The 26,401-nt window shown below is 46.7% G+C and carries 20 protein-coding genes, 1 other RNA gene and 1 pseudogene; 9 read left to right on the forward strand and 13 right to left on the reverse strand.

What is annotated here, in order from left to right; all coding sequences use genetic code 11:
• Positions 1-25: 25 nt before the first annotated feature.
• Positions 26-616: a nucleotide exchange factor GrpE gene (gene grpE, locus F8562_RS04115; RefSeq protein WP_004853330.1), complete on the reverse strand. Its 591-nt coding sequence runs from the start codon at positions 614-616 to the stop codon at positions 26-28.
• Positions 617-741: 125 nt separating this feature from the next.
• On the opposite strand from grpE, the gene nadK reads away from it, so the two are divergent.
• The 3 genes from nadK to bamE all read left to right on the forward strand — a co-directional run bounded on the left by nadK (position 742) and on the right by bamE (position 3,857).
• The gene (gene nadK / locus F8562_RS04120) at positions 742-1,620 is read left to right on the forward strand and encodes an NAD(+) kinase (protein ID WP_004123797.1); all 879 of its coding nucleotides are present in this window, start codon (positions 742-744) and stop codon (positions 1,618-1,620) included.
• Between the two features lie 86 nt (positions 1,621-1,706).
• Entirely contained in the window at positions 1,707-3,368 is a 1,662-nt protein-coding gene (gene recN, locus F8562_RS04125; RefSeq protein ID WP_014839242.1) for a DNA repair protein RecN, read from the forward strand.
• Positions 3,369-3,515: 147 nt separating this feature from the next.
• Complete coding sequence (bamE, locus tag F8562_RS04130) at positions 3,516-3,857, forward strand: outer membrane protein assembly factor BamE (RefSeq protein WP_004123807.1); 342 nt, start codon at positions 3,516-3,518, stop codon at positions 3,855-3,857.
• Positions 3,858-3,923: 66 nt separating this feature from the next.
• Here bamE and F8562_RS04135 read toward each other — a convergent pair whose 3' ends face one another.
• Together F8562_RS04135 and F8562_RS04140 are read right to left on the reverse strand one after the other, a co-directional pair.
• Entirely contained in the window at positions 3,924-4,214 is a 291-nt protein-coding gene (locus F8562_RS04135; protein WP_014839243.1) for an RnfH family protein, read from the reverse strand.
• Positions 4,204-4,641 (reverse strand): type II toxin-antitoxin system RatA family toxin, encoded by a 438-nt coding sequence (locus tag F8562_RS04140; RefSeq protein WP_004123817.1) that lies wholly within the window; start codon positions 4,639-4,641, stop codon positions 4,204-4,206. Before F8562_RS04140 ends, F8562_RS04135 begins: the two co-directional genes overlap by 11 nt.
• Positions 4,642-4,790: 149 nt before the next feature.
• Between F8562_RS04140 and smpB the strand changes: the two genes are divergently transcribed.
• The 4 genes from smpB to F8562_RS04160 all read left to right on the forward strand — a co-directional run bounded on the left by smpB (position 4,791) and on the right by F8562_RS04160 (position 7,993).
• Positions 4,791-5,273 (forward strand): SsrA-binding protein SmpB, encoded by a 483-nt coding sequence (gene smpB / locus F8562_RS04145; protein WP_004104655.1) that lies wholly within the window; start codon positions 4,791-4,793, stop codon positions 5,271-5,273.
• Between the two features lie 144 nt (positions 5,274-5,417).
• Positions 5,418-5,781, forward strand: a transfer-messenger RNA (tmRNA) gene (gene ssrA, locus F8562_RS04150).
• Positions 5,782-5,984: 203 nt separating this feature from the next.
• On the forward strand, positions 5,985-7,226 hold the full coding sequence (locus F8562_RS04155; RefSeq protein WP_094909253.1) for an integrase: 1,242 nt from the start codon (positions 5,985-5,987) through the stop codon (positions 7,224-7,226).
• Between the two features lie 419 nt (positions 7,227-7,645).
• Entirely contained in the window at positions 7,646-7,993 is a 348-nt protein-coding gene (locus F8562_RS04160) for a hypothetical protein (protein WP_224376444.1), read from the forward strand.
• 85 nt (positions 7,994-8,078) lie between these two features.
• Here F8562_RS04160 and F8562_RS04165 read toward each other — a convergent pair whose 3' ends face one another.
• From F8562_RS04165 to F8562_RS04175, 3 genes are all read right to left on the reverse strand, one after another.
• Positions 8,079-8,759: an inovirus Gp2 family protein gene (locus tag F8562_RS04165; protein ID WP_094909254.1), complete on the reverse strand. Its 681-nt coding sequence runs from the start codon at positions 8,757-8,759 to the stop codon at positions 8,079-8,081.
• Positions 8,760-9,043: 284 nt separating this feature from the next.
• The gene (locus F8562_RS04170; RefSeq protein ID WP_094909255.1) at positions 9,044-10,558 is read right to left on the reverse strand and encodes a DUF3987 domain-containing protein; all 1,515 of its coding nucleotides are present in this window, start codon (positions 10,556-10,558) and stop codon (positions 9,044-9,046) included.
• Between the two features lie 27 nt (positions 10,559-10,585).
• Complete coding sequence (locus F8562_RS04175; protein WP_054626367.1) at positions 10,586-10,816, reverse strand: helix-turn-helix transcriptional regulator; 231 nt, start codon at positions 10,814-10,816, stop codon at positions 10,586-10,588.
• A gap of 100 nt (positions 10,817-10,916) precedes the next feature.
• Here F8562_RS04175 and F8562_RS04180 point away from each other — a divergent pair, with 100 nt between their 5' ends.
• Positions 10,917-12,743, forward strand: a complete 1,827-nt coding sequence (locus F8562_RS04180) for a hypothetical protein (RefSeq protein ID WP_103284127.1) — start codon at positions 10,917-10,919, stop codon at positions 12,741-12,743.
• A gap of 353 nt (positions 12,744-13,096) precedes the next feature.
• On the opposite strand, the gene qatD is transcribed toward F8562_RS04180, so the two are convergent.
• The 5 genes and pseudogenes from qatD to F8562_RS29740 form a co-directional block, all read right to left on the reverse strand.
• On the reverse strand, positions 13,097-13,831 hold the full coding sequence (gene qatD / locus F8562_RS04185; RefSeq protein WP_054626370.1) for a Qat anti-phage system TatD family nuclease QatD: 735 nt from the start codon (positions 13,829-13,831) through the stop codon (positions 13,097-13,099).
• Positions 13,831-15,087, reverse strand: coding sequence for a Qat anti-phage system QueC-like protein QatC (gene qatC, locus F8562_RS04190; protein ID WP_215412380.1), 1,257 nt, complete (start codon positions 15,085-15,087; stop codon positions 13,831-13,833). The genes qatD and qatC overlap by 1 nt, the downstream gene beginning before the upstream one ends.
• Positions 15,084-15,956, reverse strand: coding sequence for a Qat anti-phage system associated protein QatB (gene qatB, locus F8562_RS04195; RefSeq protein WP_094909258.1), 873 nt, complete (start codon positions 15,954-15,956; stop codon positions 15,084-15,086). Before qatB ends, qatC begins: the two co-directional genes overlap by 4 nt.
• A gap of 4 nt (positions 15,957-15,960) precedes the next feature.
• On the reverse strand, positions 15,961-17,835 hold the full coding sequence (locus tag F8562_RS04200) for a P-loop NTPase fold protein (RefSeq protein WP_054626373.1): 1,875 nt from the start codon (positions 17,833-17,835) through the stop codon (positions 15,961-15,963).
• Positions 17,836-18,052: 217 nt separating this feature from the next.
• Positions 18,053-18,181, reverse strand: a pseudogene (locus F8562_RS29740) (IS3 family transposase); the annotation flags it as partial.
• Between the two features lie 66 nt (positions 18,182-18,247).
• Between F8562_RS29740 and F8562_RS04210 the strand changes: the two are divergent.
• A protein-coding gene (locus F8562_RS04210) for an IS3 family transposase (RefSeq protein ID WP_094909259.1) occupies positions 18,248-19,368 on the forward strand; the annotation gives its coding sequence in 2 pieces (ribosomal slippage) (positions 18,248-18,506 and positions 18,506-19,368; 1,122 coding nt in all).
• A gap of 312 nt (positions 19,369-19,680) precedes the next feature.
• Here the strand turns inward: F8562_RS04210 and F8562_RS04215 are convergent.
• Positions 19,681-21,228: a hypothetical protein gene (locus F8562_RS04215; protein WP_054626374.1), complete on the reverse strand. Its 1,548-nt coding sequence runs from the start codon at positions 21,226-21,228 to the stop codon at positions 19,681-19,683.
• Positions 21,228-26,186, reverse strand: a complete 4,959-nt coding sequence (locus F8562_RS04220; RefSeq protein ID WP_094909260.1) for an AAA domain-containing protein — start codon at positions 26,184-26,186, stop codon at positions 21,228-21,230. Before F8562_RS04220 ends, F8562_RS04215 begins: the two co-directional genes overlap by 1 nt.
• Positions 26,187-26,401: the final 215 nt, after the last annotated feature.

A 26,401-nucleotide genomic window follows, 5' to 3' on the forward strand; every position in this document is an offset into this window, starting at 1 on the left:
ACCTCGCGGTAGCCGTTTCGCTTATTTACTTCGCTTTCGCCACGGTGACCATCGCCGCGCGAATAGTACGCCCGTTCAGGGTATAACCCTTTTGCATGACGCCCAGAACGTTACCTGCCGCAACGTCTTCAGACTCAACCATCGCAATGGCCTGATGTACGTTCGGATCCAGCGGCACGTTAGTATCGCCAATCACTTCCACGCCGAACTTGCGCACCACGTCGAGCATGGACTTCAGCGTCAGTTCGATACCTTCAACCATCGGCGCCATATCCGGGTTAGCTTTATCAGCGACTTCCAGCGCGCGATCCAGGCTGTCGATGACCGGCAGCAGCTCGTTAACGAACTTCTCCAGCGCAAACTTATGCGCTTTTTCGATATCCAGCTCGGTGCGGCGGCGCAGGTTATCTTCATCGGCTTTCGCACGCAGCAATACTTCACGTTCGCGCTTCTGCGCTTCAGCAAGCTGAGCTTCCAGATTCGCAATTTTTTCATCGCGCGGATCCACCTGCTCAGCCGAAACCTCAGGCTCTACCGCCTCAACGTCGTCGTGCTGCTCCGTGATAATTTCTTCCGGGGCTTGCCCCTCAGGCGTTTTCTGTTCTTTACTACTCATGAATTTCTCCGCGTTTTTTTTCGCATTCATCTCGCTAACTTCGCTTATTATGGGGATCAGTTTCCTGGTTTCAAGGGAACGCAGCCAGATTGTCACTATTCATTTAACGCAAGGACATCCAGATCATGAAGAACCACTTCAAGTGTATAGGCATTGTGGGACACCCTCGTCACCCAACCGCGCTGACCACACATGAAATGCTCTGGCGCTGGCTGTCCGGCAAAGGTTATGAAGTGCTGGTTGAGCAGCAAATTGCTCATGAACTGCAGCTCAGCAATGTGAAGACCGGGACGCTGGCGGAAATCGGCCAGCAGGCAGACCTGGCCGTCGTGGTGGGCGGTGATGGCAATATGCTCGGCGCAGCGCGGACGCTGGCCCGCTACGACATTAACGTTATTGGGATTAACCGCGGTAACCTCGGTTTTCTGACCGACCTCGACCCGGATAACGCGCTACAGCAGCTCGCCGATGTCCTCGAAGGCCACTATATCGCCGAAAAACGCTTCCTGCTGGAAGCGCAGGTATGTCAGCAGGATTGCCAGAAGCGCATCAGCACGGCGATTAACGAAGTCGTCCTGCACCCTGGCAAAGTGGCGCATATGATCGAGTTTGAAGTCTACATTGATGAGGTGTTTGCTTTCTCTCAGCGCTCCGATGGCCTGATTATCTCCACGCCAACTGGCTCCACGGCTTATTCCCTCTCCGCCGGCGGGCCGATCCTCACGCCTTCGCTGGATGCTATCACTCTGGTCCCCATGTTCCCGCATACGCTGTCGGCACGCCCGCTGGTGATCAACGGTGACAGCACGATTCGCCTGCGCTTTTCTCAACGCTGTAGCGACCTCGAGATTAGCTGCGATAGCCAGATAGCGCTGCCGATTCAGGATGGTGAAGATGTGCTGATCCGCCGCTGTGACTATCACCTCAATCTCATTCATCCAAAAGATTACAGCTATTTCAATACATTAAGCACCAAGCTTGGCTGGTCGAAAAAATTGTTCTGATTTTATAGCCAGCCCCTTTACTGGATAAAAAACCATATTATACTGTACGAAAACACAGTAATGGTTTTTCATACAGGAAGGCAGCTATGTTGGCACAACTCACTATCAGTCATTTTGCTATCGTTCGTGAGCTGGAAATCGATTTTCACAGCGGGATGACCGCCATTACCGGCGAGACCGGCGCCGGTAAATCGATCGCTATCGACGCGCTGGGGCTGTGCCTCGGTGGTCGGGCGGAAGCCGACATGGTGCGCAGAGGCGCCAGCCGGGCTGATTTGTGCGCCCGCTTCTCCCTGAAGGACACGCCTGCCGCGCAGCGCTGGCTGGAACAGAACCAGCTTGAAAGCGGGCGTGAGTGTTTACTTCGTCGCGTCATCAGCGCAGACGGCCGTTCTCGCGGGTTTATTAACGGTACGGCAGTCCCTTTATCCCAGCTACGTGAGCTGGGTCAGCTGCTAATCCAGATCCACGGCCAACATGCCCACCAGCTACTGACTAAACCCGAACACCAGAAAACGCTGCTTGATGGCTATACCGGTGAGTACGCGCTTACTCAGCTTATGGCAGAGCGCTATCGTCAGTGGCATAAAAGCTGTCGCGATCTGGCGCAGCATCAGCAGCAAAGCCAGGAGCGCGCAGCGCGTGCGGACCTGCTGCAATATCAGTTAAAAGAGCTAAACGAGTTCAACCCGCTGTCGGGCGAATTTGAGCAAATTGATGAAGAGTACAAACGCCTTGCTAACAGCGGTCAGTTGCTGACCACCTGCCAGCATGCGCTGACGGTGCTAGCAGACGGCGAAGAATCCAACCTGCAAAGCCAACTCTACGTCGCGAAGCAGCTGGTCAGCGAGCTGGTTGGTATGGACAGTAAGCTCTCCGGAGTACTCGATATGCTCGAAGAAGCGTCTATTCAGCTTAGCGAAGCCACGGACGAACTGCGCCATTATCATGACCGCCTCGATCTCGATCCGAACCGCCTGTTTGAGCTGGAACAGCGTATCTCCCGGCAAATTGCCCTCGCGCGGAAGCATCAAATTACGCCCGAAGAGCTTCCTGACCTTTACCAGTCACTGCTGGAAGAACAGCGTATGCTGGATGATAGCGCGGGTTCTCTGGAATCACTCAGCCAGAGGGTTGTGGAGCATCATCAGCTGGCGCTGGATACGGCGAAACAGCTGCATGCCTTACGCCAAAATAGCGCCGATGAGCTGACTCAGCTCATTACGGAGAGTATGCACTCACTTTCGATGCCGCATGGGGTGTTCTCCATTGATGTCGCGTTCGATGAGCGCCATCTTACGGCTGAAGGCGCAGACCATATCGAATTCCGCGTCACCACTAACCCGGGTCAACCGCTGCAGCCGATTGCTAAAGTTGCCTCCGGCGGCGAGCTGTCTCGTATTGCGCTGGCGATACAGGTCATCACCGCGCGTAAGATGGAAACTCCAGCGCTGATTTTCGATGAAGTGGACGTCGGCATCAGCGGCCCTACGGCGGCGGTCGTCGGTAAGCTGCTGCGTCAATTGGGTGAATCAACCCAGGTGATGTGCGTTACCCACTTACCGCAGGTTGCCGGTTGCGGACATCACCATTTCTTCGTCTGCAAGGAAACCGACGGTGAAATGACCGAGACGCATATGCACCCTCTGGATAAACGCGCTCGTTTGCAGGAACTGGCCCGACTGCTGGGCGGTAGTGAAGTCACTCGTAACACCCTGGCAAACGCGAAAGAGTTGCTCGCCGCGTAAACTTTTTGATTTTCACAGAGTCATAGTGAACAGCAAATTGCCGACAGACCTGCAGCCGAAGGTTCCCAACCGGGCAAAGGTCTATTATCATCGGCATATTACAGATGAGCCACGTACTGCTCGGGCCCAAAAAGGAATCAAATCACTATGCGCTGTAAAATGCTGACTGCTGCCGCAGCGGTTCTTCTTATGTTGACCGCAGGCTGTTCCACTCTGGAACGAGTGGTTTACCGTCCTGACATCAACCAGGGTAACTATCTGGCACCAACCGATGTAGCAAAAATCCGCGTCGGCATGACGCAACAACAGGTTGCCTATGCTCTTGGTACCCCGATGATGTCGGATCCGTTTGGCACCAATACCTGGTTCTACGTTTTCCGTCAGCAGCCTGGGCATGAGAAAGTTACCCAGCAGACGCTTACCCTGACCTTCAACAGCAGCGGTGTGCTGACCAACATTGATAACAAACCTGCCCTGACGGCGGAGTAAAGCTATCAATACGCAAAAAGCGCTCAATGAGCGCTTTTTTTATATCTGCATCTTCGTGCGAAACGGTTACTTTCCGGCGCTTTTCTCTGCCCGCTGCCGGCGCAGCGCTTTTGGGTCAGCAATCAGCGGCCGATAGATTTCTACCCGATCGCCATCGTGGACCCGATCGTGAAGCTTAGCCGGGCGGCTATAAATCCCCACTTTGTTCTTCGTCAGATCGATATCATCACGCAGCGCCAGAAGGCCGCTGGCCACGATCGCCTGCTCGACCGTCGCGCCCTCCTCCAGCTTAACGCTTTGCAGATACTGCTTTTCCGGCAATGCGTAGGCCACTTCAACCACGATTTTAGCCGACACTGTAGACCTCTTTAGCGCGGGTCGTGAATGCCTGCACCATATTCATGGCCAGCTCTTTGAAAATGCGACCAAAGGCCATTTCAATCAGCTTATTAGTGAATTCAAAATCGAGATGGAACTCAATTTTGCACGCTTCCGGGCTTAAGGGAATAAACTTCCAGCCGCCAATCAGCTTTTTGAACGGTCCATCGACCAGACTCATCAGAATACTTTGGTTACTGGTCAGCGTATTTCGCGTTGTGAAGGTCTTGCTGATACCCGCTTTGGAGACGTCAACCGCCGCGGTCATTTGCGTCGGACCGAGCTCCAGAACCCGGCTACCGGTGCAGCCCGGCAGAAAATCAGGGTAGGACTTCACATCATTTACCAGTTGGTACATCTGTTCCGCACTGAACGGCACCAGGGCGGTACGGCTAATCTGAGGCATAGCAGGTTCCACATATAAACACGGTGTAAATAATATCATTTATCTGCTGCTAAAAAAAACGCTGTACCGCAACTCGTGCTAAGATAGCCCATTACGCCTCGCGGGAAGATTGAGGTACGACTGTTTTAAGACGATGACTTCAGGATACTATGACTAAGAAAAAAGCCCACAAACCTGGATCAGCCACCATTGCGCTGAATAAACGCGCTCGTCATGAATACTTTATCGAAGATGAATACGAGGCTGGTCTTGCCCTGCAGGGATGGGAAGTAAAATCTCTCCGCGCAGGTAAAGCCAATATTGGCGATAGCTATGTCATTTTAAAAGATGGCGAAGCCTATCTGTTTGGCGCCAACTTTACGCCAATGGCCGTTGCTTCCACTCATTACGTTTGCGACCCGACGCGTACCCGTAAGCTTCTGCTCAACCAGCGCGAACTGGATACCCTGTACGGGCGCATCAACCGCGAAGGTTACACCGTGGTTGCTCTTTCTCTGTACTGGAAGAATGCCTGGTGCAAAGTCAAAATCGGCGTAGCAAAAGGTAAAAAACAGCACGACAAGCGTACCGATATCAAAGACCGCGAGTGGGCGGTAGATAAAGCCCGAATTATGAAACACGCCGGTCGTTAATTCCCCTTCCTGTCAGGGTCAGTTTTGCTGGCCCTGATGCTATATCGTTGTTGATGCTGATTTTTCACCCAACCTGACGCCATAATCCTCAAAACGAGGACTGGTAAGCACATTCATAAATCTGTTATACTCACCGTACACATTGGGGCTGATTCTGGATTCGACGGGATTTGCGAAACCCAAGGTGCATGCCGAGGGGCGGTTGGCCTCGTAAAAAGCCGCAAAAAAATAGTCGCAAACGACGAAAACTACGCTTTAGCAGCTTAATAACCTGCTCTGAGCCCTCTCTCCCTAGCTTCCGCTCTTAAGACGGGGATCAAAGAGAGGTCAAACCCAAAAGAGATCGCGTGGAAGCCCTGCCTGGGGTTGAAGCGTTAAAACTAATCAGGCTAGTCTGGTAGTGGCGTGTCCGTCCGCAGGTGCCAGGCGAATGTAAAGACAGACTAAGCATGTAGTACCGAGGATGTAGGAATTTCGGACGCGGGTTCAACTCCCGCCAGCTCCACCAAAATTCTCCATCGGTGATTACCAGAGTCATCCGATGAAGTCCTAAGAGCCCGCACGGCGCAAGCCCTGCGGGCTTTTTTGTGCCTGCAATTTGTCCCGCGTAGTCCGAAGAGAACTAATTAAATCCGAACCTTTTAGGCCCATTGATAGGCCCAACGAAAAGCTCTATTGTTTTCGTTGGGCCTAAACGCAGGGAGACTCCCCATGGCAAGAAAAACCAAGCCGTTAACCGATACGGAAATCAAAGCTGCCAAACCTAAAGATGCCGATTATCAGCTGTATGACGGTGACGGGCTTACTCTGCTAATCAAGTCCAGCGGTAGTAAGCTCTGGCAGTTCCGTTACTATCGGCCTCTGACCAAGCAGCGAACCAAACAAAGCTTCGGAGCCTACCCTGCCGTCTCGCTTTCTGATGCACGTAAACTCAGAGCCGAATCTAAAGTTTTATTGGCGAAAGACGTTGATCCCCAAGAATATCAGAAAGAACAGGCGAGAAATTCTCAAGAGGCCAAAACCAATACTTTCCTGTTAGTTGCCGAGCGTTGGTGGAATGTGAAGAAAGCCAGCGTAACAGAGGACTATGCCGACGATATCTGGCGCTCGCTTGAGAGAGATGTTTTCCCAGCTATCGGTGATATCAGTGTCACTGAGATTAAGGCTCATACTCTGGTTAAAGCAGTGCAGCCGGTTCAGGCCAGAGGTGCATTAGAGACAGTCCGACGCCTTTGTCAGCGTATTAATGAAGTCATGATTTACGCGCAGAACACAGGCTTGATTGATGCAGTTCCCAGTGTAAATATCGGAAAAGCGTTCGAGAAACCGCAAAAGAAAAACATGCCAAGCATCCGCCCGGAGCAACTACCACAGCTAATGCAAACTATGCGTACGGCTAGCATTAGTATGTCAACGCGGTGCTTGTTCATGTGGCAGCTTCTCACCATTACCCGACCAGCCGAGGCCTCTGAAGCGAGATGGGATGAGATCGATTTTGATGCCAACGAATGGAAAATTCCTGCTGCTCGAATGAAGATGAACCGGGAGCATACGATTCCATTGTCTGATGGAGCCCTCGCTATTCTTGCAACGATGAAGTCTCTCAGTGGTGGCCGAGAATTTATCTTTCCCAGTCGCATCAAACCAACCCAGCCGATGAACAGCCAAACAGTGAATGCCGCACTTAAGCGTGCTGGATTGGGAGGCGTTCTCGTTTCTCATGGCTTACGCTCTATCGCCAGCACTGCTCTCAATGAGCAGGGATTTCCACCTGATGTTATTGAAGCAGCATTGGCTCATGTTGACAAAAATGAGGTTCGGCGAGCTTATAATCGTAGCGATTACCTAGAGCAACGTCGTCCAATGATGCAATGGTGGGCTGACTTTGTGAAAAAGGCAGATAGTGGTAGCCTCACTGAAGTTGAATTTACAACATTAAAGCTCACTGGATAGGAGAAATTCTTAATCCACAAAAGCAAAAAACAGGAGTGTGTGGTAATGACGCAATCCTGTTTTAAAATATCTTATTTCTTGGGCTACATGCATGATTTGACCGGAAGAGCATTGGCTCGTACTATCAGAAATAAATGTGAAGCAGCCTGCAATCGTACAGACTTGTTGAATGACGCCAAATGATGCAGACATGGGAGATTATGTTCTGGCTGCGACCTCTAATACCTGATAAACCAGCCTTCCATTGGTACGGGCACTTCCAGACACTATTATAATAAATCAGGGGAAAAATTTTGTTTACCCTTCGGGCTGCACATGAAGAGGCGAGTAGATTTAGAGAGCTACTCGAAAAATGTGATCCATCAACAACCTACCTCATACCTCACGACTTTCCTGTCATGAGTTGCAGGCTTTGCTCAATGCTGCTTTCCTTCCACTTTCTGCAATTATGGCCCGAGCTGGAATTGAAGGGTGTCACAGGAGCCACCGGTAAAAATGGCGTGATAACTCACTACTGGCTGGAAGTGGGGGATTACGCTATTGATATCACTGGGGACCAATACAACATCATCAACGCCAGTAAACTAAACGAAGATATCGTAAGAAGCAGGCCATTTGTGCCTGTTCACGTCGCTCACCGAAAGGACAGCTATCTCTATAATTTATTTAGAATTCAAGGGAAGGAACGTTTAATCTTTGGATTTCCGACAATCGGTGACGATTTCGTCGATGAGATGGAATGTGATTATCGCCAGCTTGTTGGCTGATGGTAAACATAGAACGAGGATAATAGTGCAGATCTGCGCTTATATCGGCAAATCTGCAACTGAGGTTCTACTGGCCTTACAGTGGCTATGACGTTATCTGACTTGTGCCTAAGTTCCGGTAACCGTCACTTAAATGTTTGGTGTTGTTCTTTGCCAGGTAAGCGACCCGTAGCAGGAAGTCATAATAATCAGGGCTTAACGTTAATGCGTGGTGTCGTGTGAACCAGGCTGTGTGGTTCTTCGGGAAATGAACCCGACTGGCGTAATCGGGATAATCAAGTCCAATAGCGCTGCACCAAGCTTTCTGAATACGAGTCGCCATATTATCAGCATCAGGTTCGGTATAATTCCCGAGATAAGCATAAACCTCTCTGTCAAACAACAGAACTAGGTGGTAGTGGGGATGTTCGCTGGTATTACGTTCTCGGGCCCAGATATAAGCGGGTAATGCAGGTTCACCAGCCCTGCCTGAACGCAGGTGCTCAGCCCGTAGCTGGCTTTTCAGGGAGTCTAAGGCTCGGGTGATAGCCTTCTCATCATCTCTTTGAAAACACAATGGTAAATCAGGTTCATCGGCAGCATGGGACTGAGCAAATCTCAAGACAGCAAACACGGCGAATATGCGGTTATTCTTCTCAAGAAAATCATATACCACCGCAAGCGAGCGACGAAGCATATATCGCGACATCCGGGATCTATATTTATTTTCTGCATCCAGCAGAAGGGATTCAAATCCTTTTTCAGATAACTCATTAGGTGATCTCATAATAAATTACTCAAGTAATTTTTGTTAGTGGGTAGCAGTAGGCTACCCATGTAATTAGGCGTACAGGTCCCTTTGCAGGGATGTATTATCTCTGCTGGTATCTGTCATATAGGGCTGGTTAGTTAACTGGTATACACGTATATGTTAACAAGATATACGAGGTATATTACATATACCGACTAGCTAAGCTAAGAAAAAATATTATCCGCGATAGTCGAACCCGCAACCAGCCAGGGATTGCCATCAAGGTAACCCCTTGATAAATAATAAATATTACTCTGAAGTTATTCAGGCTTAACAAGCTTGCTCATTGCCAGTGATCCAGACAGGTATACGGGTGTGTTAGTTTTCTCTGCCAGTTCGACAGGATGCATTTTTGAACCGGTAAATTTGACATAATTTATACCTGCTTCTTCGTATAATTGTACCTTTCCTTTAGATTCAAGCTTAGCCAATGCTGGCATCAAGCGCGCAGAGCATCTGGTTGATAACGGTCCATTTTTGATCATGACATTTCTACTGAAATTATAAGAACCATTTTGAACAAGGCGCGACTCCATCCAGAATAATATTTTTTCTTCATCACTCAACTCTCTTGTAGAATCAATTTTCGTGATGGCGTGATTGACAAACCAGTCCATCAGATTCAAAGCTGATAACAAATTTTCCTTTGTTATCATTGTCGAATCAGGGTCACCAGAAACTTGAAAAATGCCTGCCATTCTGAGCCCCTGCTCTATAATCCGAGCACCTATATCATCGTAGTGATACAAGGAGCCTCCAGGTTTCATCTTTTGCTGCAAACTTAACGAAGTTGCACCCAATAGCTCCTGAGCATCCGGGGTCAACGTCAGTGTTATTAACTCATCATCATTTTCTCTTCGCCTCACACCCGCTTTTAAATGCCGCGTTATCACTGAGTACAATTCAGAAAGCACTGACTCACTATGAGTATAATGGTCACTGATGATGCACGGTGTAGTAATCTGCTCCATGTCTATCATCAGTGTACGCGCCTGCAATCCAGTCTCTCTGATGTTTACTCTTTTCTGTCTGCTGGTATTGTTATAAGGTTGAGGTTGCATCATTAAAAAACATGAAAATACATAATTTTCAATAACAAAACTTTCACTGGATGCCCTGTCTATCGTGATTTTGTCTCCGCACCAGTATGTATTGAGAAGCGCGGGGTTGTTGAACACACTCCCCTTGTATACTGCTGTTGCCTCGTCATTAAAAAGCGCCTTATTTTGATACTCTAGCCCGATTGCTTTTGCGAGAGCTTCGCTTGTCGGATTCGTTGTGATAATGATCTTTCTTACTGGTTTATCCGGCTTTCGACCAATGTACTCTTCAAGCGCCTTACCCGTTTCGGTAGTATCTTCACCCTTGCTCAGAGTCTTTTTATAAAGCCTGTTTAATACTTCAAACTCTGCCTCCCAAAGAATATTTTTTCGCTCATATGCTTTAAGCTCAGCACGATAAGTATCTTCAAACTCCCGTTCCTGTTGTGCAAAAGGGTCCTTCAACAATCTGAATATTGTTGATTTTCCACTGCCAGATCTTGAAAGCAGCAGCAGATATAAGGCCAGAGGAAATCGCTGTTTATTCTTTAACTGAACACAGTACAAATCCTGACAGGCCAGCCCTAAAAAGGCTAATAACGTAACAAGGATTATTTCGATAGCCACTCCAGTTATGTAGTGCAAATGCGAAGCCCAATACCTGATGTGGCGTGGTAGTATGTCAAACTTCAGGTTAAGTTCATGATTAATTTTGCTTTTAAATTTATTGCTCATTGCATCATCCTTTTTTTGGTAAAAAAATTAAACTGTTCGGGAAGCGAGCCACTCGTCTACAGAGGTAGAGCGCCAGCCGACAGATGCAGCCCCAAGCCGGATCGGTTTAGGAAAATCAGCATCGTAGTAACGGGATTTTGGGTTCAATTTCTCGTAGATGCTGGATCGGGATATTCCCAGGAGTGCCGTCAATTCAGCCATACGCAGAATGCGCAGAGGCTGGTTAGAATGGTTCGTTTGTTCGCATGGCTTTAACATTGTTAGTTCCCCTTATTGGACGTCTTAGTCAGCGCTCGAACTCTCTCATACCATCTGAGATACTGTCCCCGTCATAAAACGGAAACCAACCGGAGGGAACGTGGGGACTCATGCTTTTGCTGATATGATGTATCGTCTTTACCAGTGCTTTGGCCTGTTTGAAAAGGATGACGAACGGCGTGAAGTGCGTGGAAACAGCAGTTTTTCCTTTCATCAGAATTTTTTTGATCAAGGCTATAACGATGTAATAAGAATAATTGACAGCAATGAAGTCTTCAGCCTCGAAGAAAGACGCGAAGTTTTTTACAAATACGAGCAACTATATAACGCGCTAATGCATATTCCGGTCTTTTCTCATCTAGATAATCGCCAAATCACAAAGCGCTACCTTCAGGTCGCATTGCCTCCCATAGTAGCATTAGACGTCTATAATTCTCTTCCCCCCGATGATGAAATGCATTTCTATTACCATATTCATCGTTTTTTGATCAGCACACACTGCCCACACGAAAGAGCTGATAAAAGAAAGATTTATGCAGGAGTGAAAGAATATCTACGGGAATATATTCGCACACTTGATTTTCACTACACGGATCATCTGACATCACTTATTAATTTCATTAATAATATTAAAGCAAGTAGTGGACAGAAGGAAGCGACTATAAAGAGAGTAATAGAAGATTGCCGTTCAGAGTATAATGAAAGCTACATTCCTGAAAAGAACATAAAAGTCAACTCACTAAATTTAAATAAAATTGAAAGGGCTTATCTGTCGCTTAACGTGCTGCTTGCATTCGAACGCAAGACCTCAGCAGTCACCGCGGTATCCATGCATTACCGACACACAGTGAACAATGGCATTAATTATAACAATAGTTATGGTATTTTGTGTCGATATATCTACTCTAAGGGGTATGACGAAAAACTGTTACATTACATTACTCTTCCATTTTATAATATGGCTATCCGGCCCGTTTCGGTAACTATAGAGGAAAAACCGTATCGTTATGTACACGAATTAAAATGGCTTATTTTTAACACTAGGAATAACACCAAATATTCTAAATGGGATTTAGCCGAAATAGCATCTTGTTTCAAATCCGCATCTAACTCAGATGTACTAATACCCTACTTCCAACTTTTGCAAGTCATCATTTTTCTCAGTCAGGATAAAACAGATGAAGCATTCCGACTTATAAACAAAATCCCATTAACTACCTTACCGATTGGTTACCTGCCCTCAGCCTTTTCAGTTATCAAACTGGCATTAAAAGTGAAACTGGAAAGAAAAAAAATAAGAAATAAAACATTACTGTCCGTGATAAACAGCACCTTGAGCAATCAAGGTGCTGTTACCGAACTTATTGCTGTAACTCAGGGAGAAACTGATAGTAATCTTGTATTATGCGCAGATAACATGACGATCATGCGTGCAATAAAAATGTACAACCACCTGATAAGAAAGGTAAGTTATTCATCTGAAGATTCACTATCTGATGAGTGTCCACAAGCTATATTCGGGATTCTTGATGAAATAGAATGTGCGCTGGGTAAATTAAATATCCTTATTCGCGAAACAGGTGATAGCATTGACAGTAATGAACTAGCCGGGCTTATAGTGAAAAATAAAACACTAACAACTCGTGAATTGAATGAAAACCTGGTTGGCGTACTTGATAAATGCACACTTTATAATTTCCTGAGTAGCATCAATGTTTTTATTAGTTATTTGAGATGCCCTGGAGAAGAACTAGGACACATCAGGATATTTTCCGGAGTAACAGAAAAGCCAAGACGTCTTCGGGGAAAGATATGTGAGGCTTTGAGGATTGCATCAGAAATACGTAGAGAGGGGGAATTTAAGAAGAAGGGAAAAACGACCAGACGTCAACAGAAAAGCGCTGGCGCAGTCCGAAAAAGCAAATGATGCTTTATGACTCCCCTGCTACAGCTGCTACACGTAGCAGCTGTAGCAGTTGCTAGGAAGCAAGATACACACTTTTGGCCTAAGCTAATACACATTAGATTACTCATTCAGGAGAAGACGAGTTGCTCCCACTATCGGCAATTCAAAACACTTCATCGGTTTAACGTTCTGTATTTCTAACAGTACCTGGGTAAGCTGGCATATCCAGCAAGATATGCTGGAAATACCCAAACGTCTGATGAGTCTCTTCAATTGCTTTTCTTTGTTTCAATAGAATTATATCCGTCCACTTCCGACGTAGTATGAGGCTTTTGTTCAGGTCAAGAAGCCACACTCAGTGTAATGCTAAAAAATTAGAGCCCTAAACGTTTCATTAGAAGTAAGCCATTCGATCTCAGCAAAAACGATGTTTCATCTTGCGATATATTCCATATCTCAGCTAATTTAATTGTTACAGTATTAGCCTCCCATGGCATTACATGCGCACCACGCATTTTCGCAAATGGTCCATCGCTCTCTGGGACCACTCGATCACGTGGCATCAGTGCTGCCAGCTTACGTCCATTAGCAGACTCCATCATTGTTGGTCCAACACTGAACCAACAGCCGGCATCGGCTGCTCTTCGAAGGACGGAAGGTGAATCGGTAAACCAGTGAAGAACCGCTGTGCCAAACCCAGGATTCACATCAAGAATATCTAAAACTTCCTTGGCTGCAGCCCGAGAATGAATGCTGAGAACTCGCCCACCTAGTCCTACACACTTTTCAACAATGGCTTTAAATATATTCTTTTGAAGTTCAAAGTACGGCCTGCACCGTGATGAACCATCCAGACCAATTTCGCCAATACCAGTGCAATCCTCCATTTGTGATAGCAACATTTCCAATTCGCTATGTTTTTTATCTGCTATCTCAGGGTGTAGGCCTGGGGAAATGAAACATTTCTGAGTGGTAGCCAGAACTTTCGAAGTTGCAGCGTATGCTCTTGGGCTAGTTGTAACCAGCCATACAAATTCGGTTCGCTGCAATGCTTCGATGTAGACTTTCTTGGCATTCGGATAAAGATCTAAGTGGCAGTGGAAATCCATCAAATTATACCGTCCCTTCGAAGCAAGGCAGCTAACTCAGCTAAACCCTGTTCAGCAACGTGACGATAATGAGGGCGATCCGCAGCTGACGCAAAGGCTAGTGTGGCCCCTAGGAAGGCATCAATCCCTTTTTTTTCGGCGGCGAGTACAGCACAAGCCACTGCCATTGGATCGTCAGCATTTGCTTTTCCTGCCAACGACAGATTGGTGAATTTATATCTTGTCGTATCAGAAATACCCCAACGCTGAATCGCAGCTTTACGAACCATACATGGCACGCATCGACCGCAGTGTGTTCGGTTGTAGGTACGGAAACGACCACAACTTGTCGAATCACATGCAAATCTTGCTAGCAGTGTTTGATCTGCACACTGTGCCAACATCTCTCCCTTCGTCATGAACCGATAGGGCATACACAATTGAGCATTGACGCCAACGGCATCAAGTAATTTTTGAAGGAAAGTCATGAACTGTGGATGTGTTGTTCTTGTGCTGAGGCTAGCCATCCTTCCCGGAAGCAATGGAGGATTGATACTTATGAATCCATTTTCTGGTACCAATATTTCGGCTCTTTTGACCGCTAACAATGATGTAGCGAGCACAGCAAGACCATAGAACGCCATTGAGCGAGCTCTGGTCGATGTTTCTTTTTTACCACTAAAAACGACTTTATGACTCCACTGTTGATGCCAGTCGCCTCCACCTAGTGCATCAGCATAGGCAACTTGCCGAGCAGAATCTTCAAAAGCAAGTTGTGACACAAAAATTGGTTTACGCCCTGCTGCTGTTGCATCTATACCACCTATCAGGCTATCAAGGCCTCCAGAAAGTAGTGACACACAATCTCGGTCGCACTCTCTGTGATTGCCTTTTGGTGGTGTTGGGCCGCCAGGCAGGAAGTGCAGCGTCCAAAAGTCACCAGAAAGAACTCGAAGCATTTCCTCTGCAATAGCTTTATTTGCTTCCCAAGGAACTGGATCATTAAGTGTAATATCGAGCTCAATTTGGCGAGTCCAACCATCAGCACTATTTTTGCGAAGAACAGCAACATCTGAGGCATAAACAGCAAAACAAAAAAGCATGAAATCCCACACTGGGATCGATGGGGCATAGCCAGCACTTTCTAGCTTACGCAGCCAACCAGAGGCAATACGTCCAATGCCGGGTCGTGATGATGCCTCTAGGAAGGTGAATGCACGAGTGCCTACTGGCACATTTTGGGGTAGCGAATTGATACTTGAGCAAAGAATTTTCATGATTCAGAGAACACCGTAAGGGCGTCTTGTAACGCCAAAGTCGCAATTTCTCGCATGGAATGTGAAGTACTGCCAGAACGTACCTTTTCCATCGATTTGTTAACAACAACCATAATGTAGTCAAGCACTTGTGCTAATCGCTGTTGTATGACGCTGGGTACATATTTTAGCTTTTCAAAAACCCTTCCGAGTTCAAGTTGAACCCGGTTGTAAACATCGTACGCCACTGTGAATGCCATTACATTGGCAATCTGGTCATCCGCAAGATTGAAGATATCAGCAGTGGGATCTACTTCATAAAGATGAGAGATGGCCTGATTCATTGCATGCTTGGCTGACTCTTCGTCAATACTTCCACCCGTGGGCAGCAGCTTTTGTACAACTTCTAGTGCAGTATCATGGGCAGATAGATTTCTCTGTTTTACCGAAGCAACCCACGCATCGATATCAGGGTCGGTCCCATCTCGGGCTGTTGCCAGAAAGCCCCCTAATGAAGCAGAAGCTATAGCGCCGGTGCGCATACGACTCGCCGCTTTTACTGAGCCGCCCATACCTTTTTTAATGAAACTCGAAATACCTCGCCGTAAATCAGATCCACTACCAGATTGCACGAAACCCGTGAGAGCCCTTCGTGCTTCCTGATAACGACCCGCTGGCGCTGCCGCCGGACTTTCTACATGCTGCGGTGTAGTGTTGTCATTCTCCGAGTCACTGTCATTTGCACCATCAGAGCCATCTTCGGGAGCTGGATTTGGTGATATAGGTTTGTCTGCCTGGCTAGAGTCAATGCCAGTTTCAGCATCATCTAGCCATGGTGGATCAAATGATGCGCCAGAACCGGCTCCTGCGCTTGAGGTCGAGGTACCCATTTATTTATTTCTTCCTTGCGTTTTCAATTGCACGTTTAACAGGTTTCGGAATCTGTTCGTCCCGTTCCCACTTAGATAAAACATCTTTCGCCCAGCTACACTCTGTCAAAGCTGAAACCAAGCCTGGGGCGAGCTGAGAAATAGGTGCCTGACTAATGAGTGCAGCGGCTCGAGCCCCGGTACTTGGGTGAATATGAGACACCTCGATAAGCATCAAGACCTCTTCGGCCTTTTGCCATAAACGGTTTGGTCGCCGAATTTCCCAGGCGCGAGCCATGGCAAGACCAGACTGCAGTTCACCAGCATCCATTATTTGCTGTTTTAATGCTTCGTTCGAATTTCGGGCTGCCACCAACGCATCACGTAATGCTTTACCTGCTACGTTCAGATCATCGGCACCAAAATCCCTAACGGTGCTATCTCTACTGAGGTGCAATATTGGTCGCATATCCATATCACCAAGCAGAGGTTTAAGCTGCAGCCACTCACGAACAAACTCTTTATCTCCAAATAGGGTGGGGAGCGTATTATCCGGGTCTTTAGCTGCCATCTCTGCGTCATGAAGAATGCTGACTCTGCCTTCGTTTTCGGCCGAAACCTTTTCTGCCAATGCATTCGCCGTAGCTTCGTCACACCGCTCGAGCAAATGCCACTTAGCCAGAATTTGTACATCCACATCAATGCCTTGTGGTTTAGCTAATGTCTTACGCAAAAACACGGTATTAAGAAATCGCTTAATCAGTCGTGGGTTGGCCTGGACTGTACTTGCACTAAAAAGTAATGGAGCCAACCTCTCAGCTAGCCCCATTAGGTCGAGCAACTCAGCATCCTCCTTTTCCACCAGCGTTTCGAGGAATGCAAGATCAACGGTTTTTCCCGTCCAAGTTTCTCGTAGTCGAGCTTCTACGCTGAGTTTAGCTTTCTCAAAACTCTCGGTTTTCAGCTGTCCGCTGCGGTGAGCACGTTCCAAAAATAGCAACGCGGTATATGCTTTAGTCTCGTTAGCGCCCAGTCTTGGTACTCGCAATGGAACTTGAATTAACTTGTCGAAATAATTAGTTGCGATATCGTCATCCAAACCAGTACCAGCAAAGTGGACACGGACGGCTCCACGAATAAACACATCGTCCGCGGCAATGACGAATGCACTTCGACGCAGAAACAGTAGCAACCGAATAGCCTCGAGCGTTGAAATAGCAGTCTTAGGTAGGCATCGATCAAGGTCATCGACAAAGACTACCAACGTGATATTCAGCTCGACGAGTAGCTCTTCCAAGGCTTCCCGAAAGGATTGTATTTCTTTTGGCAGCGAAACGGGTTTAGCTTCGTTCAAGAGTCCTTTGGTAGCATCTGATGCATCTTTGGCGACTGCGATGCCTTCATTAAGTGATTCATTCTGCAATGCACCTTTTCCAGCCTCGACAACTTTTCCAATTAGACCGACCGGAACCCCTGTGATCAAAGTGGCTGCAACTTCTCCACCAAGTTGAGCCAACCGTAGAAAATTAATGCGCTTGACGAGGGATTTTGCCTTACCTAAAAGTCCACTATTCTGAGCGACTACAGCCTCAAGTACTGCATCTCCAACCGTCTGTAGCAGCGCGGTACGTGCATCCTCAAAGCCTTGGTAAAGCCATGGATTGAAAGTTATCACTACATGTTTTGGTCGTTCCTCAGAGGCAATTCCCACTCCGACAGTCTGTTCCAGCGATAACTCAGATGCGATCATCCGTACAAGTGACGATTTTCCTGCGCCCCAGCCTCCCGAGATCCCAATCGAGATTGGCTCCCCACCGGTATCTTGAATGAGCTCCGCACATGCTTTTGCTACTAGGCGAAAATTAACGTAATCAACGGTTGTCTCATTGTCATGCCACATAACGTCCCCAATTATTTTTCTTCAAAACAACTGTTTACTAATCTCAGAAAGTTCTTCGACCCGACACCTGCTACCGAATTTATAGTATATGGGCAAGTTCCCTTTCTATTTGCAAGGTTTTTATTAGGATAAGGTAGATAATTGCTGTCGAACTCAAATTCATTACAAACATAAATTTTAGAGTGATTTCCATGGCCTTCTACGGGGGGATTACCTCACTCTGGTTAAGCGCTTCTGGCGTAGCCAGTGGTGCCGGGCTACGGCTTGGCAGACGTTGCTTTCCTTTTCGACGAAAACTCAGTTTCTGCAGACAGTAAATCCAGTGAACACGCTTATGGTTCTGACCTGCTCCCCGTTGATTAATACACCGCGATGTTAGTAATGTCTTCATAAGCCACATGAGGACATCCCCATGAAGAAGCGTTTTTCCGACGAACAGATCATCAGTATCCTCCGCGAGGCTGAAGCCGGGGTTTCTGCCCGTGAGCTCTGCCGTAAGTACGCCATTTCCGACGCCACCTTTTACACCTGGCGTAAGAAGTATGGCGGTATGGAGGTGCCCGAGGTTAAGCGCCTGAAGTCGCTTGAGGAAGAGAACGCCAGGCTCAAGAAGCTGCTTGCCGAAGCCATGCTGGATAAGGAGGCGCTTCAGGTGGCTCTGGGGCGAAAGTACTGACGACAGGCCAGAAGCGGGAAACCGTGGTGTTGATGTGTGATGCGACCGGTCTGTCGCAACGTCGTGCCTGCCGGCTTACAGGTTTGTCCCTGTCGACCTGCCGTTATGATGCTCAGCGTCCGGCTGCTGATGCACATTTATCAGGGCGTATTACTGAGCTGGCGCTTGAACGCAGACGTTTTGGTTATCGGCGCATCTGGCAGTTGCTGCGTAGGGAGGGCCTTCACGTCAATCACAAGCGGGTATACCGTATTTACCACCTTAATGGACTGAGCGTAAAACGCAGACGACGCCGTAAAGGGCTGGCGACCGAACGGTTTCCGCTTCTGCGCCCGGATGCACCGAACCTTACATGGTCGATGGATTTCGTTATGGACGCACTGGCCAACGGTCGCAGGATCAAGTGCCTGACCTGTGTGGATGATTTCACGAAGGAGTGTCTGACGATCACCGCTGCTTTCGGTATTTCAGGCGTTCAGGTCACGCGTATTCTGGACAGCATCGCGTTGTTTCGGGGGTATCCGACGACAATAAGAACCGATCAGGGCCCGGAATTTACCTGCCGCGCGCTCGATCAATGGGCCTTTGAGCATAGTGTGGAACTACGGCTTATCCAGCCAGGTAAGCCAACGCAGAACGGATTTATTGAGAGTTTTAACGGACGCTTTCGCGATGAGTGTCTGAATGAACACTGGTTCAGCGATATTCTTCATGCCCGGAAAACGATTAATGACTGGCGGCAGGATTATAACGAGTGCCGTCCCCATTCATCGCTGGATTACCAGACACCAGCTGAATTCGCAACGGACTGGCGAAACAGGAAATATGAAGAAAAACCAACCGACATTACTAACTGAAGGTTGTATCTAATCCGGGGGGCAGGTCAGTTCCAAGCGTTACCCTGCCTGCATATCATCAGGAACCCGGAAATCTCAAAAAGTGCGTGGAACTAAAACAGGTATGCTTACACCGGGGGCAGGTCAAACCGAAAGCTCAATTTATTTAAAAAAAAGCATAATTAACTCCGACCATTCAAAATGGTCGGAGGGGTATAAATTCCTATCAATTTAGCATTATCTCATTTGACATGAATAACGCCGCTCACCTATTTTTTGTCCTTTAGCTAGTTCATAGCAACCTAGAAAAATTTATTCGCTGCAATATAAATGCTACTTGCGCAGCGATAAAATTGCCCGTGCGGTTTCAGCACGGTTAGCAATTTGCATTTTTTGTATTGCAGCATCCACATCTTCACCACTTTTCTTATTCAGTTTAATCAGAAACTCAACAGGTAATAGCGAAGTTAAATTTTCAAGTTTTGATTCAGACCAATTGATGGTTGCAACAACCCCTTCAATTCGCTTAATCATTAGGTTTTTAAGTAATTCTAAACGCTCTGGCTCAACGGTTATATAACCAATCGGCAGGGTTAATGCACTATCAGAATTAGGTTGACCGTGGTATTGCACCAAAGCAATCACATCAGGAATTAAGAGGATCTCCAAACGATCAAACTTAGCCTCTGAAGTAAGGCCAATACCGGTAGGAAAACGACCTAAGTGTCGCTTACGTTCTTGACGTTTCTCACCTTCATCAGCGCTTGGGTGTAAAAGCGAAATGCGGGCAATCTTATCATCGGCATAATTACCAAGTATATCGCCTAGATCGCGATTAAAACGCGAAAGTTGACTGCCATTAGCTCCCCACAGTGGTACTTTACTGCTATACCACAGCGCTTTTGGAGCTGTTTTACCCACATAATCACGTAATGCATTATGCAACATACTAATGAACAGCTTAGAGTTGTGCGGCAAATAAACAGCCCCTAACATGCCGGTAGTCAATGAAGTACCGTAGCCAGTTTTCCGTTGTTCGCGAGCCTCTATCCAGCCGGAATAGTCGAACTTATAACCATTAGCAAATTGTAACAACACTTTATCATTTGCTAGTTTACAGAAATCTTCACAGTCGATACCAAATTCATCTAGTTTATGTTCTCCCAAAAAATCTGCGATATGAGCCTCCAGCTCGTTTGAAAGCGGCAGTCGGGTGTTACCTAAATATTCATAGGAGCGAGTAAATTTCTGCGGCTCAATGCTACCAGCAGAAGCATCGTAGCTAACCTCTATCTCTATTGGGAGCTGCACCATTTCATGCGAACTACAGCCCATTATCTTATATAATCTAGTCCTTTGACGCTCATACTCGCTGTTGCGGCTGAGCAAAAGATGGTGGCGAAACTGGGAGCTAAAAGCCTCTGTTACCGCAGCAGCATCTCCCCCGATCTGATGCCGAGGCAATAGCTCTGGCAGTCCAGAAGTAAAACGACGATTCGGTTGCGGTTTACATATCGAAAGAGTTAATAGATCGAATGCCACTTCCTCCGTACGTTCTTGATACTTAACTAAACTTGGCTTCCCACCATTACTAGCTGCATGCTTACGTAGGAATGAGCTAGCCTCAATATGCCCATCAGGGTTAATGTTGATCAGTCTGTTAGCCAGCAAGCCATCAAGCAATACCTCTCGCTCACGATCGGTTAGACCAAAGTAATTCTGTAACTCGCTGGGATAGAGCTGATCAAAAATCAGCAGCAAGCGACATGCAAACTGTTCAATTCCAGGCATCAGTTTTTCAGTGGTCAAAGCGCAGTTGATCTTGTAACTACGCGCAGGTAGTAAAACGGTAATCAGATTACCCAGACGTGGTTCTGACATTAGTTGTTATCTCCAAGCAGACTTTGACCACACAGGATTTGGTAGTTGGGTTCATCTACGGCAACCTGTTTACTAATAAATTCATGAACGTTTCCAAGTGCTGAATCATTATTGGTCTTTGACCACATACGCCTAGCTCCCAGAATCAATAACCTTTCTTGAGCTCGCGAAATAGCAACGTTTATTCGCGGCGCATCGCGCAGGAAACCTTGTAGTTTGTTGGGGTTATCGCGAACCAGACTGAGGATAATTATCTTGTTCTCCTGGCCCTGATATGAATCAACGGTATCGATCTTAATCAAACCACGTAACGATGCAGCCCATTCAGCCCGACTGATAGCATTGTCAATTTCCTCTTTTTGCTGACGATACATTGTGATTATACCAATAGGATATGGCTGCTCTGTGGTAATAGTTTGCTCAAGCTGTGCAATGCAGTCATCGCTCGACAATGACTGCAAAGCCTCTAACAGTAGCCGGACTTCTCGTTGATTATAGTAACGGCCATTACCCTTATGCTCTTCTGCACCTGCTTCATTAGGGCTCGAACTATCGATCCAAGTAACAGTTTTGTTCCAAGGACTTGGTAACTGGGAATACCAATCTGGCGAGACTTTCCTCGATGAATGCAGTTTACCGATATCTTGAGCGTAAAAGCACTCCGATACTAACTCGCCAATTGGTTCTACCATTCGATATTGAGTATCGAGTGTTACGCCGTCTGTTGCTTTAAAAGCGCGTTCAAAATCAGACTCGTAAAAGATCCCTTTCCCGAGTTCTAACTTCTTAGAGGCTAACTTAAGATGCTGTTGATGATAGAATGGTGGCAATTGTTTATGATCCCCTACCAGCAACACTCGCTTGCCTGATTGCAGCGCTACCATCAATTCAGCAGCTTGTGCTCGGCCAGCCTCATCAACTATTACCCAATCAAAACTAGACTCAGCTAGCTCTAGTCGACGATTCCCAACACCAACAAGAGTTCCGCAAACCAATCGCTTACTTTTGAACATAAATCGATCAAACCCAGCCTCGCCGCCGCGTAATACATCCATCCACTCTTGGCTCATTTCCAATAGCTGCAGAAAACGTTCAAGGTTCTCTGGATTGTTATAACTGCATTGTATGGCAATTTGCTCAGCCAACTGTCTTATCAAGGTCTCATCATAGACGAGAGTTTTCAGCAAGCTGTCATCGAATATTGAGTTAATAATTTCTTGTGTTCGCAGTTTAAGCTGATTGCTTTGTTCTAATAATTCAGTCAGTCGCTCTTGATGACTAATACTACTGCTCTTTGTCTGTTCTACTTTATCCAGCTCACGGCTATATTGGCCATATGTCACCATCAAGGGATTCAGCGTACGATGTAACTGACATAACTGTTTGACTAATAATGGAGCCATCCCTAGACGCTTTCCTAGGGAGCTAACTCGCAGGTCATATTCACGGTGAAATTTATGCTGAATCTGTCGCTGAAGAGCTTTAGTTGCAACACTTAGCATACCCTCATCAATCATAAGTTCATTACCAATACGTACTGTATCCAGTTCCATTCCTTTTGTATGGCAGAGCTCTCTAGCCTTGATGGCAACATTATCAACAGACGCATGGGATTGGCCGACCAGAAGAATATTATTCACACCGCAATGTTGATACAGATAGTGAATAAATTTTGAAATAAAGGTTGTTTTACCTGTTCCTGGCGGTCCCTGCAGAACTCCAACAGGTCCCAACTCGACCAACTGTTGAAACGCCATGAGCTGCTGTTCATTAAAACGTTGTCCAGGCTGATCATAAAGCTCGCGTAATGTCTCCGCGGATGGCCGCGGTTGCATTTGCTGCATGCAGGGTTTCTGGTGGTAATCAAAATACTGTGGCAGATGCTGGATCTCTGCTTTGTTTTCAATTACTCGTTGAAGGGCTCTTTGACGCAACTCTCTTGATGATTTGTCACGGATCGACTCCAATTGTAGCTGGCTGCCGCTACTAATTCGCTTACGAGCAGCATCGAAATCAAAGCGAATAGCCAATAGATTCGGCGTAGTCTCACTTAGTCGCAACTCCCCTAACTGCACTGATTCACGCTTATCTTTAATATAAACAATGATCTTATCATCAAGTTCAAAGCTGAGGTCAGCACCGGATTCCGTAGTATATGGGTAGAGTAAGCAACCACTTGGTGATTCCTGAAAGTCAGTTGAATCGATGTTGACTATATCTCGTAGGTCTACTTCTGTGTCAGACAATGCCTGCCACAACTCAACTGGACTTGACTCACTACTATCGAAGTCATCTTCATCCATCTCTTGATTAGGATTAGCCCGCTCAATGATGGCGTCAATTACTGGCTCGAGATTAAACAGTAGTTCAATAAAAGTATTGCGCTGATTAAGTGAGCCACGCTGTAATGAAAGTTGAGTATTAATTTTAGCTTGGGAATATTTACCAGCCTTTATACTTTCTTCGATCGATAATCCTTTTTTATACACTATTCTATTAATAGTGCGATTATCAGGATCCAGGTCTACCAATAGCCGCTCACCTAGGCCAGTGATGTTACAACGCAATTCATGCGCAAAGCGTGGGTTAGCTGACCAGTTACAGTGAAAATGATAGATCCCATCATTTTGTTCTAGAAGCTTCACTTCTTGCGGCCAATCATCTGCGCCCCAGCAAACAGGAATTACATTATCCTGTGACTCAGACTCCACAACTTGCTTAATCTCAGCTTGTTCCGGTGCTCGAAGTGACTGCAGCAAAGGATCGAGCGCGATAGGTATACCGTCAACGGTTTGCTTTGCACGTTCTAACTCAGCTTGCACCGGTACTGGCATATCTTCACTAAATAGCTCCTCCACCATACGATATACTGCAAAGCAATCTCGCCCAAAAGCATCAGTACTTTCAGGATTATCTGGCTGGTAGCGATTATCTGCAGTTAATTCATCACTGAATTCAAGCAATCCAATCAGAGTAATTGCTGTCTGCTCCCCGACTTGTACCAGCAGTTTCTCTGGGCAAAGATCTCCATGAGGTAACTGTTTTTCATGAAAAGCATGAATGGTGTTGATCAACGTCTCCGCAATTGTGAAACGTTGGGATTGTTCTAAAACGTTCTCAGCAATAAACTGTGACCACGGTAGACCATCCACATACTCGCTCACTACATACAAGCCGCCTTGTCCTAATAGTCCACAGGAACGCACCTTAGGAGTTGGCAGATTTATATGCGTAAGCTTATCGATTCGCTGCTTAAAAGCGTGGATACGGCGGTTAACACCAGGTTGCTGAGGATTCAAAATCACGCCATCCCACAATTTTACCTGCAGGGCTTTCCCACCTTGTTCACAGTGATAACTGATGCTGCCAGTCGTAGCAATGGCAGCAAGCGCAGGGTAAACCATAGGCAACTGTTCAGGAAGCGGAGGAAACTCAATTAACACACCAACGCTGTTCATCCCTTCGCGAAAGAATTTATTTTGCTTTAACTCTTGATAAATCTGGTTAGCTTCATCAAATTCTTGGCTATGTTCCTTAGTAGCCGCATTAAACTCATTGAGCATTATGTCCGCACGTGGAAAGCGTTTACTTGGCTCAAGGTTAAGAGCTTGTTCAAACCAGCTATTTAAAATGCCGCTAAAAGGATCAGTTAATGGAGCTCGCCATTCAGGCATCTGTCCAGGAGTCAGTAACGATTCGCCTGCAAAACAAATACGATAAGCAATTACAGCCAACATGAATACATCTAGGCGATAGGGCTCAACTGCTTCTTCAAAAGCATCTTCGGGCAGAGTATATGGAGCACTTTGCAATGTCGGACGTAATGCCTCTAGGCTATTATGTCCCTCCAGCGAGGCTGCGCCAAAACCAGTAACGACAATGCTCTTTTGATCCCCTGCGTACCATAGATTGTGCGGGTCAATATCACAATGGCCGATACCTAGGCTATGTAATTCAGAGAATGGAGCCAATAATGCACGAACGCGATCAATACGATCAGACTTACTCCATCCGTCAGCTTCGCTATCTAGTATCTCATCCAATCGGCTAAAACTACGGCGTAATTCATACAGCTCACGGGCATCATCAGTTATATCCTCCTCGGATAATTCCCTTACCGCACGCAACATATAATCCTGCATAGTTGCACTGCCATGACGAACCAAGCGACCGACTCGAGTCTCACGCAGCGCTATCTCAGACCATAATGTTTGCATTGCATTTGCCACACCCAGGGCATCAAAGTTCCACTGACGCAGCAGACCTCTGTGTTGACTATTGTCTTTGTGGGTAGCCCTGAATTCGTTGTAGACCATGTGAGGGTGACTAAAGAATGGCTTATCGTTCGCAAGATAACCGCTTTCTTTAAGTGGTAAAGGCCTGACTTTTGGGCCTTCAAAGAAGGACTTAATGATCGGTAATGCCTCATCTGAATTTGGCCGAGGCTTTCCCCCCTCAAAAAGATGAGAAAAGTTAGTGTCCTGCACCAGCTTTTCGTAATTTTTGGGGTTGCCTATAGTCAAGAATTCATCACGGGTATGAACATAGCGACTCTCACTTGATGGCAAGTTCTCAGGACCTGCAGTGCCACACAGCACTACATGAGCCTCAACATGCAAAAAGTAACCCAACTTACGAGATAGCTCTTCCTGCAACAAATCTTTTAGTCGCAGTGCATGCTCACGCTTGATCTGATAGGGACTTTTGCCTCGTGGCTTACCATTTTGCAGCCACTTACCCCCTTCGTATGTGATGTTACCATTCCACTCTTTAAGCTCGACTAATAGCAGCCGGTCAGCAGTAATAATTAGCGTATCGATTTCCATCGATCCTTGGCTATCAGTAACAACCAAGCCAGCATAGCCAAACCAACTATCTGGTAACTGCTTAACCATCATATCAACTGTTTTGGTTTCGCTGCGGTGCAGGCCTGCACCACCTACTATCTGATACTTCACGTTTTCTCCTGCACCACTATATTTTTGTTGGTGGTAGTCAAGTAAAAATGGATGTAGTTATCTCAGACATTGCATAGATTGTGCCTGCCTGATCCTAAAAAATGTAATTATGAAAGCGAACGCCAGAAATTTTATACCGTTCGCAATGAGAACGCATTCCAAAACTTTTCAAATATATATCATCATCTTGAACATATCACTATAACGGCGAATCC

This window comes from Klebsiella sp. RCJ4 (genome assembly GCF_009025755.1).
In the GTDB taxonomy this organism is placed as follows: Bacteria; Pseudomonadota; Gammaproteobacteria; order Enterobacterales; family Enterobacteriaceae; genus Klebsiella; species Klebsiella michiganensis.